Annotated in this window: 15 protein-coding genes; 7 read left to right on the top strand and 8 right to left on the bottom strand. The window is 40.6% G+C overall.

Annotation, left to right across the window (positions count from 1 at the left end):
- Nucleotides 1-110 precede the first annotated feature (110 nt).
- Both C1A12_RS03435 and C1A12_RS21010 read right to left on the bottom strand, forming a co-directional pair.
- Nucleotides 111-290, bottom strand: coding sequence for a hypothetical protein (locus tag C1A12_RS03435; protein ID WP_101842438.1), 180 nt, complete (start codon nt 288-290; stop codon nt 111-113).
- A 69-nt stretch (nt 291-359) separates the two neighbouring features.
- Entirely contained in the window at nt 360-509 is a 150-nt protein-coding gene (locus C1A12_RS21010; protein ID WP_159462129.1) for a hypothetical protein, read from the bottom strand.
- 237 nt (nt 510-746) lie between these two features.
- Between C1A12_RS21010 and C1A12_RS03430 the strand changes: the two genes are divergently transcribed.
- The 3 genes from C1A12_RS03430 to C1A12_RS03420 all read left to right on the top strand — a co-directional run bounded on the left by C1A12_RS03430 (nt 747) and on the right by C1A12_RS03420 (nt 2,695).
- Entirely contained in the window at nt 747-1,067 is a 321-nt protein-coding gene (locus C1A12_RS03430) for a helix-turn-helix transcriptional regulator (RefSeq protein WP_101842437.1), read from the top strand.
- A 153-nt stretch (nt 1,068-1,220) separates the two neighbouring features.
- Nucleotides 1,221-1,736 carry an SRPBCC domain-containing protein gene (locus C1A12_RS03425; RefSeq protein WP_101842436.1) on the top strand — a complete coding sequence of 172 codons (516 nt, stop codon included), beginning with the start codon at nt 1,221-1,223 and terminating at the stop codon, nt 1,734-1,736.
- A gap of 41 nt (nt 1,737-1,777) precedes the next feature.
- On the top strand, nt 1,778-2,695 hold the full coding sequence (locus C1A12_RS03420) for a VOC family protein (protein ID WP_101842435.1): 918 nt from the start codon (nt 1,778-1,780) through the stop codon (nt 2,693-2,695).
- An 81-nt stretch (nt 2,696-2,776) separates the two neighbouring features.
- Here the strand turns inward: C1A12_RS03420 and C1A12_RS03415 are convergent, their stop codons facing one another.
- Together C1A12_RS03415 and C1A12_RS03410 are read right to left on the bottom strand one after the other, a co-directional pair.
- Nucleotides 2,777-3,271: an SRPBCC domain-containing protein gene (locus C1A12_RS03415; protein WP_101842434.1), complete on the bottom strand. Its 495-nt coding sequence runs from the start codon at nt 3,269-3,271 to the stop codon at nt 2,777-2,779.
- Nucleotides 3,272-3,631: 360 nt separating this feature from the next.
- Nucleotides 3,632-4,117 (bottom strand): GyrI-like domain-containing protein, encoded by a 486-nt coding sequence (locus C1A12_RS03410; protein WP_101842433.1) that lies wholly within the window; start codon nt 4,115-4,117, stop codon nt 3,632-3,634.
- Between the two features lie 500 nt (nt 4,118-4,617).
- Here C1A12_RS03410 and C1A12_RS03405 point away from each other — a divergent pair, with 500 nt between their 5' ends.
- Nucleotides 4,618-5,721: a GerAB/ArcD/ProY family transporter gene (locus tag C1A12_RS03405; RefSeq protein ID WP_101842432.1), complete on the top strand. Its 1,104-nt coding sequence runs from the start codon at nt 4,618-4,620 to the stop codon at nt 5,719-5,721.
- Nucleotides 5,722-5,928: 207 nt separating this feature from the next.
- Here the strand turns inward: C1A12_RS03405 and C1A12_RS03400 are convergent, their stop codons facing one another.
- The 3 genes from C1A12_RS03400 to C1A12_RS03390 all read right to left on the bottom strand — a co-directional run bounded on the left by C1A12_RS03400 (nt 5,929) and on the right by C1A12_RS03390 (nt 10,617).
- Nucleotides 5,929-7,104, bottom strand: coding sequence for a Ger(x)C family spore germination protein (locus C1A12_RS03400; protein ID WP_101842431.1), 1,176 nt, complete (start codon nt 7,102-7,104; stop codon nt 5,929-5,931).
- 1 nt (nt 7,105) lies between these two features.
- Nucleotides 7,106-8,728 carry a spore germination protein gene (locus tag C1A12_RS03395; protein WP_235001524.1) on the bottom strand — a complete coding sequence of 541 codons (1,623 nt, stop codon included), beginning with the start codon at nt 8,726-8,728 and terminating at the stop codon, nt 7,106-7,108.
- A gap of 278 nt (nt 8,729-9,006) precedes the next feature.
- On the bottom strand, nt 9,007-10,617 hold the full coding sequence (locus tag C1A12_RS03390; protein WP_235001557.1) for a PucR family transcriptional regulator ligand-binding domain-containing protein: 1,611 nt from the start codon (nt 10,615-10,617) through the stop codon (nt 9,007-9,009).
- Between the two features lie 182 nt (nt 10,618-10,799).
- Here C1A12_RS03390 and allC point away from each other — a divergent pair, with 182 nt between their 5' ends.
- From allC to C1A12_RS03375, 3 genes are all read left to right on the top strand, one after another.
- Nucleotides 10,800-12,047, top strand: a complete 1,248-nt coding sequence (gene allC, locus C1A12_RS03385) for an allantoate deiminase (RefSeq protein WP_235001523.1) — start codon at nt 10,800-10,802, stop codon at nt 12,045-12,047.
- An 18-nt stretch (nt 12,048-12,065) separates the two neighbouring features.
- Nucleotides 12,066-13,325: an alanine--glyoxylate aminotransferase family protein gene (locus C1A12_RS03380; RefSeq protein WP_101842428.1), complete on the top strand. Its 1,260-nt coding sequence runs from the start codon at nt 12,066-12,068 to the stop codon at nt 13,323-13,325.
- Nucleotides 13,326-13,715: 390 nt separating this feature from the next.
- Nucleotides 13,716-15,086 (top strand): allantoinase, encoded by a 1,371-nt coding sequence (locus C1A12_RS03375; protein ID WP_101842427.1) that lies wholly within the window; start codon nt 13,716-13,718, stop codon nt 15,084-15,086.
- Between the two features lie 32 nt (nt 15,087-15,118).
- Here C1A12_RS03375 and C1A12_RS03370 read toward each other — a convergent pair whose 3' ends face one another.
- Complete coding sequence (locus C1A12_RS03370; RefSeq protein ID WP_101842426.1) at nt 15,119-16,312, bottom strand: amidase; 1,194 nt, start codon at nt 16,310-16,312, stop codon at nt 15,119-15,121.
- Nucleotides 16,313-16,353 lie beyond the last annotated feature (41 nt).

The raw sequence follows: 16,353 nt of genomic DNA, 5'->3' as shown, positions 1-16,353 counted from the left end.
TTGACTTTTCTTCCCTCCTAAGACTATATGTAGCTCAGCTGATATTTATTCCTATCAGCATCGATTGCGCCTAGGATTCGCTCTCTACCTCTGCAGATTTAATTTAAAAATTAACGCTTACCACCTGGCTTTCTTTCCCAAACCACCTCATACAACCATTTGAAAAAAGTTGCAAATAAAGAGACACCCACTACATCTACAGGGTTAAATGAGGTGAACAATACCTGCCATATTGAAAAACCAACAATCATGAATAAGAAGAACTTAAAATAACTTAACACCTTAATCACCTCTATTTCCCTTCTTGGTGCTGTCGTATCTTTTGATACCGTCTATCTAGCTGGATAATAAATTTTATTCTATAGTTTTTTCGATTTCGATATTAAAAGAACTAGGGCTAAAACAAATAAAACCGCAGAAATCATCAGGGCATTTGAAGTACCAAGCGGAGCTATAAAAAAACTTAAAAGTAATATAACAAATCCCATAATAAATAAAAACACACTCATTTACTCCCCTCCTTTTCTTATAAAAGTACTATTACATTGCTTTGAAACTTTCAGATAGGTATTTCATACTGTTTCTGAAAAAATCGTCAATATTCCTTGACTGGAATATTCCTTTTAAGGAATAATTAATTTAACACCAATGAGCGACGTAGATTAAAACGAAAACCATGGAGGTGATCCATCATGTAACCCCATGAACTACTTATGAAAAATTCACATGTTAGGAGCAAATTCATCATGAACGTACAAACATTTAGTGCACTGGCAGAACCCAACCGTCTTGCTATCGTCGATCTTCTGCTTGACGAACCTCTTCCAGTAGGAGAGATTGCGGGGAAGTTAAACTTAAACCAGCCCCAGACTTCCAAGCACCTTCGCGTTTTGAGCGAAGCTGGTATTGTCGAAGTTCAGCCGCTCGCTAATCGTCGGATATATAAGCTAAGACCAGAACCCCTTCAAGAGATGGATCAATGGCTTGATTCCTACCGTCGAATGTGGGAATCGCGGATGGATCGGTTAGAAGATTACCTCAATGGTTTACATGAAAAAAAACAGTAGATTGATGATGAGGCAGCGAAAATCTCACAGGGTCACCTCAATACCTTGTACGGAGAGATTTTAATAGTCATCCTTTCTCTAAGAGTATTTAACTTTAACGTGCAGGTAAAGAGGTCATGGAAAAGGTTTATACATTTGTAGGGAGGAATTAAAATGTCAATCAATGAATTGAAATCGAGAGTAGAGAACGATCAGGTGCTGGTACTGGAGCGCAGCTTTGATGCCCCGCGCGATATTGTGTTTAAAATGTTTAAAGATCCTGAGCATCTCAAGCATTGGTGGGGGCCGAATGGCTGGGAGCTTCCGGTTTGCCACGTTGATTTCCGACCGGGCGGCACCTGGCATTTCTGTATGAAGTGTATGGATCAGAATCAAGGAGAATATTATGGGATGGAGTCCTGGGGAAAAGTCGTTTACAAGGACATTATTGAACCAGAGCTGATTACTTACACCGACTATTTCTCGGATGCTGAGGGTAATATTGACGAAACGATGCCTTCTTCTGAGACCACTTTGGAATTCATCGATGTCGATGGAAAGACGAAGCTAGTTAACCGTACAGAGTATGAGTCTGCGGAAGCTCTTAATAAAGTGATGGATATGGGCATGCTGCAGGGCATCACAGAAACTTGGAACCGCCTTGAGGAGCATCTGAAGGAAGTTAAATAACTAATTTTAAATCAACAGAGAATTCATAATAAAAAGGAGGAATACCCATCTCCCATCAAAAAATTGTCCCCCATCTGTGGTTTAATCAGGAAGCTAAAGAAGCAGCCCAATTTTATACATCAATTTTTCCAGATTCAAAAGTCACCAGTACCGCAACAATTCGCAACACGCCATCTGGAGATAGCGATCTCGTTTCTTTTCATATCGCAGGATATTCATTCATGGCCATAAATGGAGGACCACATTTTCAATTTAATCCTTCAATTTCTTTTTTTGTGAATTTTGACCCTTCAAAAGATGAGAATGCGGGAGAAAATTTAGATCTGCTCTGGGAACAGCTATCCCAGGGCGGTACTCCACTTATGCCACTTCAAGAATATCCGTTCAGTAAACGTTACGGATGGATACAGGATAAGTATGGGCTGACATGGCAGTTGATGCTGCTAAACCGGGAGGATCAAGAACGACCATTTATCGTACCTTCCTTGCTGTATGTTCAAGACGTGTTAGGGAAGGCAGAAGAAGCCAGCGACTTTTATCTTTCTGTATTCGGTGAGTCAAGACGAGGGGAAATCGCTCGTTATCCAGCAGGCATGGAACCAGATGAAGAAGGGACTGTGATGTTTACAGATTTTATGCTCGAAAACCAATGGTTTGCTGCTATGGATAGTGCTCACCCGCATAACTTCAAATTTAATGAAGCTATTTCACTGTTAGTTCGATGCAAAAATCAAGAAGAGATTGATTACTACTGGGAAAAGCTGTCCTCAGAGCCAGCAGCAGAACAATGTGGCTGGGTAAAAGATAGATATGGTGTATCCTGGCAAATCTGGCCGGAGGTTATGGGAGAAATGATCGCAAATGGGACGACTGAACAAATGAACCGATTAACAAAAACATTTCTCCAAATGAAAAAGTTTAACATAGAAAAATTAATACAAGCCTATCAAGGCAAGTAATCATTAGCCTGCACTCCATTGATGATAAAGCTGGTCAGCGCCGGCTTTTTTTTATTTCACCATCTCCATTCGCTTCCCGGTTTATGTTGATTCCTTTGAAATGTAATCTTCTAATTGATGGAAGGTGCCTGAAAATCCATCATGAACCATTTCCTGTGCTTCTCCAAAAGTTTTAAGTTCCTCTTCGGCTGCTCTTACAGGAGTAACAATATCTGTAACCATTGTTTTTCCTTCGTCTTCGATGAACGTTATCGTGTTAAGCGTTTCCAAAGGCCAATTTGTGTTAAAGGGGGCACGTATAATGGTTCCTTCTTCATTAGAAAAGAAACTGGAATAAACGATTTTCTCCGGCGCAACAATTTGACTGTATACAAACTTCACCCACATTGCATCACCCTCAGCAGGTTTCTGGCTGTAGTGAAAAACACCACCCTCGCGGAAGTCTGATTTCAAAACCTTAAACGTCCATCCTTTTGGCCCCCACCACTCCTGCAAATGTTCGGATGAGGTAAATGCTTTAAATACCTGTTCACGTGGAGCATTGAAACTGTGAGTAATTTTGACTTGAGCAGCCATTTTGTTTCCTCCCAGGTTTTTGTCTTCACTTTCTTTTAAATCCTGCAAATAAAGCCCGTGAATGGGGTTGGCTATGTAAGGTCGATCGTTCGCCTGTCTGCTACCGGTGCCCCTGTATTGCAGCTAAATCCTATTACTTTATAGGGCAGGCTAGCGATATGAAACCCTTCATTTGATTTGTCATAATCATGTACCCCCTTATTCAATTATCTAACCCTTTCCTTCAATAAGCGCCGGGCCGGGGAGATGCAACTGCCCCAGCCCTAAAGAGAATGTTTACCGAACGTTACGGGGAAGCCAGAAGAGAGCTGAATTTCGATGCCTGACACTACCCCGTGACGACAAAAAAGAGATCTCCTATTATTTTTTAACTATCGGAATATAAATATCAAAATGTGGATCATTCTTATCACTATCAATTGGGTAATGTTCATGCTTAATTGGCATATAAGGATCATAGTACTCAACCTCAGCTTCTCTATATGCGGTATAGTCACTATTAAACAACCAATTATGTAAATCCGTATAAGTTTTGGAGATATCTTCTCCTTTGTGATGTGTCGTTTTCACATAGGTCCATTCAGGAACCCTTATTTCAATCATTCCCACAGGGATTTCCTGCTCCTCACTTACTTCATACACCGAATAATGCACGAAGCCATTTTCAATTACATGGTAAGATAAACCTAACTGAACATCAGGATTCACCTTATCTTCTAACTCCCTTGCCCGCTCTTCCATTTGTTTGATAACGTTTTTTAAATCTGGGTCAATTTCAGAGAATCTACCCGCCCATTTTAATCCTACTGCTCGATATGCCGGTAGTGTAACAATTTCATATGTCATCCTCTCTCCCCCATTCAACATGTTTTAATTAATTTGGCGTCTCTCATGACATCCTTTAGGAAACTCACGACCAGAACCTGTCCTATCCTTTAAACCACACGGAAACCAACTAAATTACTTTTCTTCAACTTCTCTTCCCCCATAATGGAGGTAATTTTTACAACCTAGTTTAATATCTATTTCAATAAAGGGATATATCTTCCTTCTTATTTTTAAATATCCGCCTGGATTTAATTTTGAAAAAAAATCTCTTATTTCACCTTATCAAACAAAATGACGCATTATTAATTGAAGCAGGGCACTTTTTCATACTATTACACCGTATACAATTCCAACTATTTCAATCCACATCCAGGCACTCAATCCTTTTTCAGGTAAGGAGTCCCCTTCATGTACACGAGAATATACTAGTCCCAGGTAGAGGCAGTTAAAAAGTATGGGCGTATATGTATAGGGACATAACTAATAAAAGGGAAACACAGTTTAAGGGGTTATTTTAAATGAAGCGTATTTCAAATATTCAATTATTTTCGCTTATTATGGCTTTTGAAATCGGTAGTACAACCTTGTTTGCATTAGGAATTGGTGCAAAAAGAGATGCCTGGATTGTTATATTAATGGCGTTCATAGTAGGATTATTTCTATTATGGGTTTATACCCAAATCCCTAAATACTACCCTAATCGAAATTTTGCTGAGATTCTAAATGATACATTAGGACCCATAATAGCCAAACCTTTACTCCTGCTTTTCGGATTATATTTCTTAAACCAAGCAAGTCATAATTTTTATGAATTTGGTTCTCTCATTAGTATGACTGCATTACCTAAAGCCCCGCTTATCGTCATTCTCTATTTGTTTGTCCTTGTGATTATACATATTCTTCTATTAGGTTTTGAGGTTTTATCACGAACAGTTGAGATATTCCTCCCGTATTTATTACTTTTTTTATTAGCTACTTTTTTGTTTATGATATTTTCAGGAACTTTTGAAATCAGTAATCTACGACCTGTTTTAGGAGAAGGATGGAAACCTATATTAAGTGAAGTCCCTCGAGTTATAGGTTTTCCTTATGGTGAAATGATTGTATTCCTTATGTTTTGGCACTATATAAGAGATCAGAAATATATACGGAAGGCTGCTTTTCTTGCTCTAGGTATATCGACATTATTACTTTTCTTATCCTTAATTGTGATTATATCCGTTTTAGGTCCTGAACTAGCTGCAAATACAGAAATTCCTCTATTAGAAACGCTATTATCGATTAATATTGCTAACATTATTACAAACCTGGATAGTATAGGCGTCTTTATTATGTTTATTGGGGGATTTTATAAAACAGCTTTGCATTTTTTAGGGTTCTCTTTAGCAATTACTTGGTTATTTAATAGTAAAAATCCAAAATGGGCTATCTCCATTTTCGGGTTACTTTTACCAATTTTTTCTGTTGTTCGTTTTGATGGATTTGAAGACCAAAGATGGAAGGGAATTGAAGGAGGAACATATGTGATGTTAGTATATTCCTTTCTTCCAGTTTTACTTTTATTAATTATCTTTATAAAAAGTAAAAACTCCACAGGAAAGGAGAATAACAATGTTTATTGACCTGACTGTGTTTAAAGCAGATCCTTTCTTGTCCCTAATTACAATAGGAGGAGGGATTTATGTAATCATTCTTTTATTAATAATTGTTTATCAATCGATCAAGTTATTTTTCAGATGATAAACACTAGGAAAATATGCGATAAAATTCAAACTAAAAAAGCCTGCTTCCCATTTATAGGGGGTGCAGACCTTTATCAATTATAATAGTTACTCTTTAGGCTCAAATGGACCTTTTGTTAAACCTGAATCTACAATCTCCACATCTACCTTGACATTATAATTTACGTCAGCAAAGGTTTCTGACCAATCATCTTTTACTTTCTGCCATTCTTTAGGCTGTTCTATATTTAAAACTCTTCCAAATCCAAAAATGTCTGATTGAAAATCTTGCTGCGCTTTATCTATGACCATCTCAATTTCTTTTTTTATCGTTTTCTCACCTTCTTTTTCAATATCCTTTAAGTAATCCGAAATTTCTTTTCGGGTTTTAAACTCGTCAGTTGATTCTTGTCCACTCAATCGTGCTTTCTGGTGAATATCAATGGTAAAGGAAATTTGACCGTTTTTATCCACTTTTGGTTTAATCTCAGACTTTAACTCTTTTAAAAGCAGTGTAACTAATTTATCTTCGTCTAATAAAGATGGGAGAGGTAGAGATCCTCTATCGGTAACCGGCCCCTCCCCTGTTACCAGATTATATCCCCTTACTTCCGTTTCATCTATAAAACCAACTAACTTATCTTCTTTAAATGCTGCTCCTCCTGACAACTTTACAAGCTCTGCAGGTACTTTATCAGCGTTCTCCTCACGCTTTAGAACCCCTACTAAAGGATCTACTCCTGCTCCTAACACTTTCTTATGGTAAGTAAGCATATTAATACCAACAGCGTTATAATCCGCATTTTCGAAAAGACCCTTTAAAAAATTGGCTGAAACAGGGGTAATATTATTCCCTTCTGTATTAATTATTGTTTTGGCGTCACTTCCTTTAGTAATCGCAAGCCAAACATATCCTCGCACTTGTTTTCCTCGTTGAAAAGAATCGATGATTGGAATTAATCCTTCTCTCGCTATCTCTTCACTAATAACAATCACTTTATTATGAGCATAAAAGCTTTTTCTATCTATTGTTTTATTTGCTTTTAGCAAAATTTCGTCAATGGTTTTTCCCGTCACTGAGACCTTTAAAGAAGATTCATCTGGACTCGGTGATAGTGTGCTTTGTGCCGATGGCCTAAGATATTCGGAAGTCAGCGTATATTCATTCGTATCCGTATCTTTATCAATGGTTATTGCGGATACTATTCCGATTTCCGCTAATTCTTTCCGATCCCAGCACCCTGTTAATAAAAAAAGGGAAAGTAAAACGATCAATACCCTCATATTAACTCTCTCCCTCAGGGCGTCCTGGTTTATTTTCAGATCCTTCTCTTTTAGATTCTGTCCAAGTTATCGATTGAGGTCTTGATTTTAAAAACCATAATGGCATACGAATAATTGCATCTTTCCATTCACTAAAAAATATTGGTCCCATTGGAGTTAAATAGGGAGTACCAAAAGATCGTAAAGAACATACATGTCCAATCAAAACAAACGTTCCCATTAATAAGCCGTAGAAACCTAGTGCACCTGATAAGAAAAGAAGAAAAAATCTGGCCAGAATCACAGCATCATTTAAGGACGTTACGATAAAACCCGTAATTGCTGTCAAGGCTACTACGATTACCATGGGTGCACTTACTAACCCAGCTTGCACGGCAGCTTCTCCAATGACCAACGCCCCTACTATACTGATAGCAGAACCAACCGGGCGGGGCATTCGAACACCTGCTTCTCTAAGTAATTCAAATAGAATTATCATCAGCAAAGCTTCCAAAAATGCAGGAAAGGGGACTTTTTCTTCAGCTGCTGCCATAGTTGTAAGGAGAAGAGATGGGACCATTTCGTGATGGTATGTGGCAACGGAAACAAAAATCGCAGGTGTAGAGATAGTTAAAAATAGAGCCAGTATTCTAAATAATCTCATTAACGAAGCTAAGTATGGACGTGAATAATAATCTTCTGGAACTTGAATCGATTCGATAAATAAGTGTGGCACAGTTAATACAAATGGGGTCCCATCACAAAATATCGCAATCCTACCTTCCAATATTTTGCCTGATACTTTATCAGGTTTTTCACTATTCCCAACTGTTGGGAATATAGAGTAAGGGTGATCCTCAATAAATTGCTCAATATAACCCGATTCTAAAATCATATCTGTATCAATTCGTTTTAAACGATTCCTCACTTCATCTATAACCTCTGGGTTTGCTATACCTTTAATATAACCTATCCAAATATTCGTTTTTGTCTGTTTTCCTATCTGCATATCTTCAAACACTAGTTTTTTATTCTGGATTCTTCTGCGAATTAAAGAAATATTAACTTTCAATACTTCATTAAACCCTTCACGTGAACCTCTAACACTTGCTTCCGTTTCAGGTTCTTCTATCCCTCTAGACTCAAACCCGTGTGCCCCTATAAGCAGGGCCTTACGAAAACCATCCAGAAAAATGATAGCCTTTCCAGCTAATATACCTTCATTTACTTTATCCATTGTTTGGACTTCTTTAATATCTGAAGAACTTAACACTCTTTTACCTATGATTTTCAATAAATCCTCTGATGATGTATTCTCTATATCCTCGAATAAATCAGCTCTCATTAATGGCTTAATGATATGAAAATTAATATACTCTTCACTAACTAACCCTTGAATGAAACAGACAAAAACATTTACTGGGGCACGATTGTAAATTTCAAACTCCCTAAATTTCACATCAGCACTATGTTCAAATATTTGTTGTAATTTATTTAAATTACTATTTAATTTTATGTCTATCGACTCACCGTTTGCTTGATTATTTTGAGCCCCATTTGTAGAGGAAGATTTTAATGATCGGATCTTTTTTAAAAACCTAAACATTTTAAATATTCCAGCTCCTCTAATTACAAAAATCCCCATTCATAATATATGTAAAATAAATTACATCATACGAATAAATACTAAATTCGACGAATGAATCATAAGTCAATTTCTTCAGACTCTTTTCAATATTTTATAGCAAGTGTTGGAGCTTTTGTTATAAGATTTTAAGCTGGGCATATGTAAATAAGCAAAGTCCCTTTTTCCTTTCAAACAGTTTTTTACTGCTGCCTGTCATTCACGACTCAAATGCTGAAAAAGGTTATTGTTTACCATCACTAAGGATTGCTACAGTCTTTAAACAGAATGCATCAAAATCATTCTTCAAGAAGCCTTTTAATTCGTAAGGCCAGCCGCAGTTGAATGGTGGTTTCTGAATCAGATAGACTTTCTCCTAATAACTCTTCACATTTTTCTATTCTGTACACCACGGTGTTGCGGTGGACAAACAGCCGCTTCGCTGTCTCTGAGATTTGACAGTGGGTTTCGAGAAAAACAAAGAGTGTCTGCAGAAGAACTTCATCCTTATCCTCTCCCGGGCGGAGCAGCGGCTCCAGTGAATGGTAATAAAAATCCAGCAAATCCTCCTTAGGCAGTGTTCTTAATAATTCGTTTACGTCTTTCGCCTGATAGATTTGGATAAACTTTGACTTAGCCGCTAGCCGTCCGGATTGATAGGCATTCTGCGCTTCCTTGAATCCATTTTTCACATTTAAGAGGCCTCTGGAAATGTTGCTTACCCCAAAGGATAAGGAACGGTGGAAACGCTGATCCACCTTCTTTTGTACGAGTTCCAATGAAGTTTCAGCATAATTCCTGATGTTGTCTATCGAATCGTTAACTTCAAACAGCAGAACACAGAGATCACCTTTCGTAAATAAATGAGTGGACAGCGACAGCCCGACGATTTCATCTTCAATATATTCATAGATTTCATCGATCTCTTTTTGGCTTTGTGTATAGCTTTTTGTATAAATGTAATCCTCGATTTTTCCCGTGGCGCAGAGGTAATTCTGATCCTGGTTGAGGGAGAACTCCTTCGCCCGGTTGACGACTTCTTCTTCAGAAGTAAACATGCCCTCAATAAAATTAAAGAAAAAGTCATTTTTAACTCGTTTCGTATATTGCTTTAATTCATTTTCCCGCATCAGTTCAAAAGAAATAACATTTGTCGCCTGTTCAATCGTCAGCATCGTCACATGATCACTGGCCTGTATTTCTCCCAGAATGAGCAGGAATCCGGCTCTTTTTTTATGGGAATTCACTAAAAAGGCAGAGTAGGTTTCTCTGTCATATGTTGTGGAGAACGTAAAAAATACTTCGTCGGGAAAATGAACAGCCGAATCGTTGAAGTATAACTCCTGGACGGAGGATTTATTAAAGTCATTGACGTTCGAATATGTAATAGGTTTGCCATATTGATCGAGAAGCACAACAGAACGATGAATTTTACTGGCCAGGCTTTTTATAAGCTTATCAACCCCTTTCCCACTCATTACGTGATCGGAAAATTGCTTGTGTGTTTCAAGAGCAAACCTTAATTCATTCGTACGTTTATCTAATATACGGCTTAATATCTCATTTACAATATCACCAAGAGAGTTATCAATGGGGATTTCGATAATGGGAAAATCTAAGGCATTGCCGGTGTTAGTAACTTCAGACGGTACTTCTTTTAAAAATCGCTGTGTTTTAATTCCAAGGGCTGCACACTTCTGCTGTTTCATATTTTCCACGAGCTTCACTAAAGATTCTGGATCCTCTCTGACGTGATAAGCCGTCGTAACGAGCATTTCATTCGGCTTCAGGAACTGAGCGATATCCGGAGCATCCATCATATTGACATGCAGGACTTCTTCTCCAAGTCCTGCCTCACCCGCAATTACCTTGCTTCCTTGCAGAGAAGATACTTCAAGCACTTGTGACACTTTCAAAGACCTCACTCCTTTTCTGTTATCATAATTTATTGTTTACCTTATCACAATTTTTAGACTATTTGTGGAATATGCACAAAAAATCACCCCAATTCCGACACATCTGCCAATGATGAATGATGATTCGGTTGATAAACTAGTGAGTAACAAAGTTTTGAAAATTGGAGGAACAAGTCATGGCATTTGAGACAAAGCATGTAATGAAAACAGCGGACAGTCCGGAATCTCTGGTCGACTGGCTTTCGTCTTTTGGTCTGTCTGATAAAGGCGGTGTGAACCGGCTGCTTTATTCGAAACCATGGGTAGAGGCGCAGAAAGCCCTAAAGTCTCAATGGGAAGAGCATGGGCTTGTCACTTCTTTCGATAGTGTCGGAAACTTATTTGGAAGGTTAGAAGGCAAGGAGTCTTCCTCTTGTATTCTAACAGGTTCCCATATCGACAGTGTTTCAAATGGCGGCAAATTTGATGGAGTTTATGGTATAATCGCCAGCTTCTCAGCCGTCCAGCGTCTAAAGGAAGCCTATGGATCTCCTAAGAAATCGATTGAAATTGTTTCTCTATGCGAAGAAGAAGGAAGCCGCTTCCCCATCACCTTCTGGGGCTCCGGCAATATAACGGGAAAATATGATATTTCCGATGCTGAAGGAATTAAAGATACACAGGGGATCTCTTTAAAAGAAGCTATGAAATCAGCTGGATTTGATCCACAATTTTATCAATCTCCTGCTCGAAAAGACATTGATTGTTTTATAGAGTGTCATATTGAACAAGGCATTGTCCTGGAAAGAGCCCGTAAAAGTCTCGGTATTGTAAGCGACATCGTCGGACAGAAAAGATTTACGATTACCATTCTCGGCGAAAGCAACCATGCAGGCACAACACCGATGTCTTACCGTAAAGATTCGATGAGCTCCGCAGCCGATATTATCCACTCCATTACAGGTAAAGCAAAAGAAACAGACTCTGGTTTAGTAGCTACGATAGGTCGGCTTACGACCTCACCGAACGTGCCGAATGTTATCGCTGGTGAAACTTCCTTCACTCTCGACGTTCGCCACCACAATCAGGAAACACTGGACCATTTTTGTAAGGAGATTGAGGACTACTGCAGCAAGATCGCCAGAAAACAGGATTTACACATCTCGATGGATAAATGGACCGATGTTAAACCTGTACAAATGCATCCACAACTGACTCGCCTTTGCGAGCAAGCCGCTCAGCAGCAGGAGATTCCTTATCAGTTCATGATCAGCGGAGCTGGTCATGATGCCCAGATGTTAGGTACCACCTACCCCACTTCTCTATTATTTGTGCCGAGCTGTAACGGAATTAGCCATTCACCCAAAGAATTTACTTCAGCTGAAGACTTGGAAAACGGAATTGCAGCATTAACCGCTATACTGTATGAATTAGCTTATACATAAGAAGGGAGCTCATAAATAATGACCTATAAAGATTTAAATACACCCCTGCGTACTATAATGACCCCCGGTCCTGTCGAAGTTGACCCGAGAGTCTTAAGAGCTATGAGCACACCTATTGTCGGGCAGTTCGATCCTGCATTTACAGAAATAATGAATGAAGTTATGGAAATGCTGCGTAAAGTGTTCCAAACGAAAAACCGATGGGCATTCCCCGTAGATGGGACGTCAAGGTCAGGAATTGAAGCACTGTTATGCAGCGTGATCGAACCTGGCGATAAAGTGTTCGTTCCAATTTTCGGCCGATTCGGCTACCTGTTGACAGAGATTTGCGAACGATACGGTGCGGAAGTCCATACGATCGAGTGCCAATGGGGAGAAGTATTTGACTCCCAGGAGATCAGCGCTGAAATAAAGCGGCTATCCCCTAAGATCGTAGCGGTCGTTCATGGCGAAACATCAACAGGACGCATGCAGCCGTTAAAAGAAATCGGAGCTGCCTGCCGACAGGAAGATGCGCTTCTGATCGTCGATGCCGTTGCTTCCATTGGGGGAGCGGATATAAAAGTAGATGAGTGGATGATTGACGGGCTTGTCGGCGGAACCCAGAAATGTCTGTCTGTTCCGTCAGGCATGTCTCCCCTTACTTACAACGAGCGGGTTGAAAAAATTATTACCTCTCGTAAGAAGGTCGAGAAAGGAATTTCTACCGAGGAGGACCGGCAAAAAGAGGTAAAACTTAACGTCCCTATTATTAAAAGTAATTACCTCGACTTAAGCATGCTTCAAGATTATTGGAGCGAAAGAAGATTAAACCACCATACCGAAGCCACCTCTATGCTGTACGCCCTTCGGGAAGGCTTAAGGGTCGTACTGGAAGAAGGACTTGAGAACAGGTTTAACCGTCACAAGTATCACGAAAAAGCACTCGTTTCAGCCATCGAGGCGATGGGCCTTGAAATCTACGGAAATCCTGACTGTAAGCTGCCGACCGTCACTTGTGTGACTATCCCTGAAGGCATAGATGGAGAATCAGTGAGGCATATGCTGCTTCACGAATTTGGGGTGGAAATTGCCAGTTCTTTCGGTCCTTTACAAGGGAAGATATGGAGAATCGGCACAATGGGCTACAGCTGTCGAAAGGAAAATATTCTCTATACACTTGGAGCTCTTGAAGCCGTATTGATCCGCCATGGTTTTTCTGTAAATCACGGAGCTGCCCTGCAGGCCGCCTTAGATTCCTATAGTGCTGCGACGGTAAAGGAAACTGTTGAGCAGTGAAAATGAGGAGTTTCATTCTGGTCTATTCCGTTGAAAGTACTCACTTTTAAGCAGAGAGACGGGTGACACTCACGATTTCACCTTGGCTCTATCTCCCTGTAGGAGTCTCACAATTTCCCATTAACTTAAGCGTTAATTGGGTGATAGGAACGCCTTTTTATTCGTGAAGTTCACGGAAAGAAGCACTATTGCCTTGTAAGGTTCCGCTTATCCTTATTAACATAAAGGGCCGGCGGGACTCCTATAGGAGAAAAGAGGAGCGTGATATCCCTGAAGGTGTAAAACCTGAGGGAGCTCCCTGTTCACTCATAGGAAATCCCGACTTTCTCATTAAATTAAACAATACCGATGGTTCTCGAAGCTGACCTTTACTACTGAAAGGAGAAAACCATGAGTCATTACGATACGATTATTAAAAATGGAAATGTCGTTTTAGAAGACAGCGTTCAATCCCTGGACATCGGCATCACCGACGGCACCATCTCCTCCCTGCAGGAATCAATTACCGCTTCGGCAGATAAAATCTATGATGCTGAAGGGAACTACATTTTCCCCGGGATGATCGATGTCCATGTACACTTAGACGAGCCAGGCCGTCAAGACTGGGAAGGGTTCACCACAGGCTCACGAATGCTTGCTGCAGCAGGAGGTACAACTTTCTTTGATATGCCGTTAAACGGTATTCCTTCTACGACGACAACAGAAGCACTGCTTGAGAAAGCAGCCATTGGAAAAGAGAAATCAATCATTGATTTTGGTTTGTGGGGTGGATTAGTCCCAGGGAATGAATCACACATTGCTGACTTGGCTGCCCATGGGGTCATCGGGTTTAAAGCTTTTTTATCACCAACTGGAAACAAGGAATTCGAAGCAGCTGATGATATGACCCTTCTAAGAGGGATGAAGGAAATAGCCAAAACAGGAAAATTACTGGCTCTGCATGCAGAAAGTGGACCTATCATTCAATATTTAACAGAACAAACAGCATGGCAAAAAGACATAACGGCGGATGACTATGCAGCGACAAGACCAATCCAGGCCGAAACAGAAGCTGTCGAAAGAGCGATACATTACGCTGAAGTTACCGGCTGCCCCCTTCATTTTGTCCATATCAGCAGCATACGGGCCGTCGAGTTGATTGAACAGGCTAAAAATAGAGGAGTGGATGTGTCCGTAGAAACGTGTGCCCATTATCTGCTTTTTTCCCATGACGACTTAGCGGAAAAAGGCGCAGTGGCGAAATGTGCCCCTCCTTTAAGAGACGTAGATGAGCAGCAGAAACTGATCCAAAAAGTAAAAGAGAGCCAATTTGATATGATCTCATCGGATCACTCTCCCTGCCCTGCTTCATTAAAGGACCGTTCGTTAAACTTACTGGAGGCCTGGGGTGGAATCAGCGGCGGTCAGTTTACACTGCTCACTATGATTGAACTGGCACTTACATTTGAGATTCCTTTTGCAAAGGTGGCGGCTTTAACTGCCTGCCGCCCGGCGGAAAGATTTAAGCTTACACGTAAAGGGAAAATCACAATCGGAAACGACGCCGATCTTGCCATTGTTGATCTTAATCAACCTTTTCACGTTTCAGCCGATACTTTCCATGCCAAGCATAAAATTTCTCTCTACATGAACCATACCTTCCCTTGCACCATTGCTGCTACCTTCAGTCGGGGACGTTTAGTTTTTCGGAATAATGACTTTCCAGCAAGCCAGTCACGAGGAACTTGGATGCAGACAGAGAATAAACCAAGCATCGTTTAAATATGCGATGCTTGGTTTTTTATTGGTATTCCTTATCTTTTTTCTACAAGGTCATCACTCATGGCGCTTACGAATCGATTCGCGAGGGACAATAACCTTCGATCCCCTCCTCTTCCGGCAAGCAAGGAAATACCGATCGGCAAGGTATTTAAATGACCAAGCGGCAGGGTGATTTGCGGGAGACCTGCCAGGCCGGCAATACAGGACAACTGCATTGTTCGGGATCGTAAGTCCTGCAGCTTTTCCTGTTCTGTTCCCCGCTTCGGGGCCCCTCCAGGAACAGTCGGAATAGCAAGAACAGCGTTTTGTTTTAAAATTTCATCCATTAATTTAGTAATATACTCTCGATGAGCTGCCAAATGAGCGAATTCTTGGTTTTCTAACGTCCCCGCCCAACTAAAACGTTCTCCAATATCGGGACCAAAAACCGGCTGTTCCTTTTTTATCCACCCCCCGTGCTCCTGCCAGATTTCCTGAGCCTGAAGGTACTTAAAGGTTTGAAACCAATGATCCAGTCCATCGCGGGCTACAGTCATCACACGCGTTGTTTCAAATTGCGAACTCAGCTCACTTATTACGTTCGAGAATGCATTTTCCGCCTCCGGAAGCAGTAAATCCCAGGCATCCCTGCCAATAACCAGCCGGGAAAATGGTTCCTCCTTTTGATCAGTAAGGAGAACTTCTCCGATATCCTCTAAGAGCTGAGAACTCCTCGCCATCCAGCCTACCGTATCAAAGCTTGATGCAAGCGGAATAACGCCTTCAACTGAAACAGTGCCGTGAGTGGGTCTAAACCCATAAATACCGCAGTAAGAAGAAGGAATGCGAACTGAACCACCTGTGTCTGTTCCTAAAGCAAAGTCTACTTCTTGTGCGGCGACAGCCACGGCGGATCCGCTTGATGAGCCTCCCGGAATTCGTTCCTCAGCCTTTGGATTGACAGGTGTTCCGTAATGAATGTTCTCACCATTAAGGCTGTACATTAACTCATCCGTATGAGTCATGCCGTGCATTGCAGCTCCTTCATTCAACAGACGCTGAATGACTGGTGCATGCTCAGCTGCCGGCTGGTGAGTATGCAGCCAGACAGGATTTCCTGCCGTGTTCTTATATCCTTTAACGGAAAACACATCCTTCACAGAAAATGTCTTCCCACTCAGCACTCCCGAACCTGATGGCTCCAGAATTACATTTCTGTCCACATAAGCATTGTAGCGATCTTCCATTTCCATTCCCCCTGGCACTTTATCTACACCAACCACTCTCT

This window comes from Halobacillus sp. Marseille-P3879 (assembly GCF_900240285.1).
In the GTDB taxonomy this organism is placed as follows: domain Bacteria; phylum Bacillota; class Bacilli; order Bacillales; family Halobacillaceae; genus Halobacillus_A.
The sequence above is the reverse complement of the archived record's forward strand: the minus strand, read 5'-3'. Positions and strand labels throughout refer to the sequence as shown.

Coding starts and splice junctions, on each gene's coding strand:
- C1A12_RS21010 (WP_159462129.1), bottom strand. CDS start 509: ATGAGTGTGTTTTTATTTATTATGGGATTTGTTATATTACTTTTAAGT.
- C1A12_RS03400 (WP_101842431.1), bottom strand. CDS start 7,104: ATGAGGGTATTGATCGTTTTACTTTCCCTTTTTTTATTAACAGGGTGC.
- C1A12_RS03380 (WP_101842428.1), top strand. CDS start 12,066: ATGACCTATAAAGATTTAAATACACCCCTGCGTACTATAATGACCCCC.
- C1A12_RS03375 (WP_101842427.1), top strand. CDS start 13,716: ATGAGTCATTACGATACGATTATTAAAAATGGAAATGTCGTTTTAGAA.
- C1A12_RS03410 (WP_101842433.1), bottom strand. CDS start 4,117: ATGACATATGAAATTGTTACACTACCGGCATATCGAGCAGTAGGATTA.
- C1A12_RS03430 (WP_101842437.1), top strand. CDS start 747: ATGAACGTACAAACATTTAGTGCACTGGCAGAACCCAACCGTCTTGCT.
- C1A12_RS03395 (WP_235001524.1), bottom strand. CDS start 8,728: ATGGGGATTTTTGTAATTAGAGGAGCTGGAATATTTAAAATGTTTAGG.
- allC (WP_235001523.1), top strand. CDS start 10,800: ATGGCATTTGAGACAAAGCATGTAATGAAAACAGCGGACAGTCCGGAA.
- C1A12_RS03405 (WP_101842432.1), top strand. CDS start 4,618: ATGAAGCGTATTTCAAATATTCAATTATTTTCGCTTATTATGGCTTTT.
- C1A12_RS03425 (WP_101842436.1), top strand. CDS start 1,221: ATGTCAATCAATGAATTGAAATCGAGAGTAGAGAACGATCAGGTGCTG.
- C1A12_RS03415 (WP_101842434.1), bottom strand. CDS start 3,271: ATGGCTGCTCAAGTCAAAATTACTCACAGTTTCAATGCTCCACGTGAA.
- C1A12_RS03370 (WP_101842426.1), bottom strand. CDS start 16,312: ATGGAAGATCGCTACAATGCTTATGTGGACAGAAATGTAATTCTGGAG.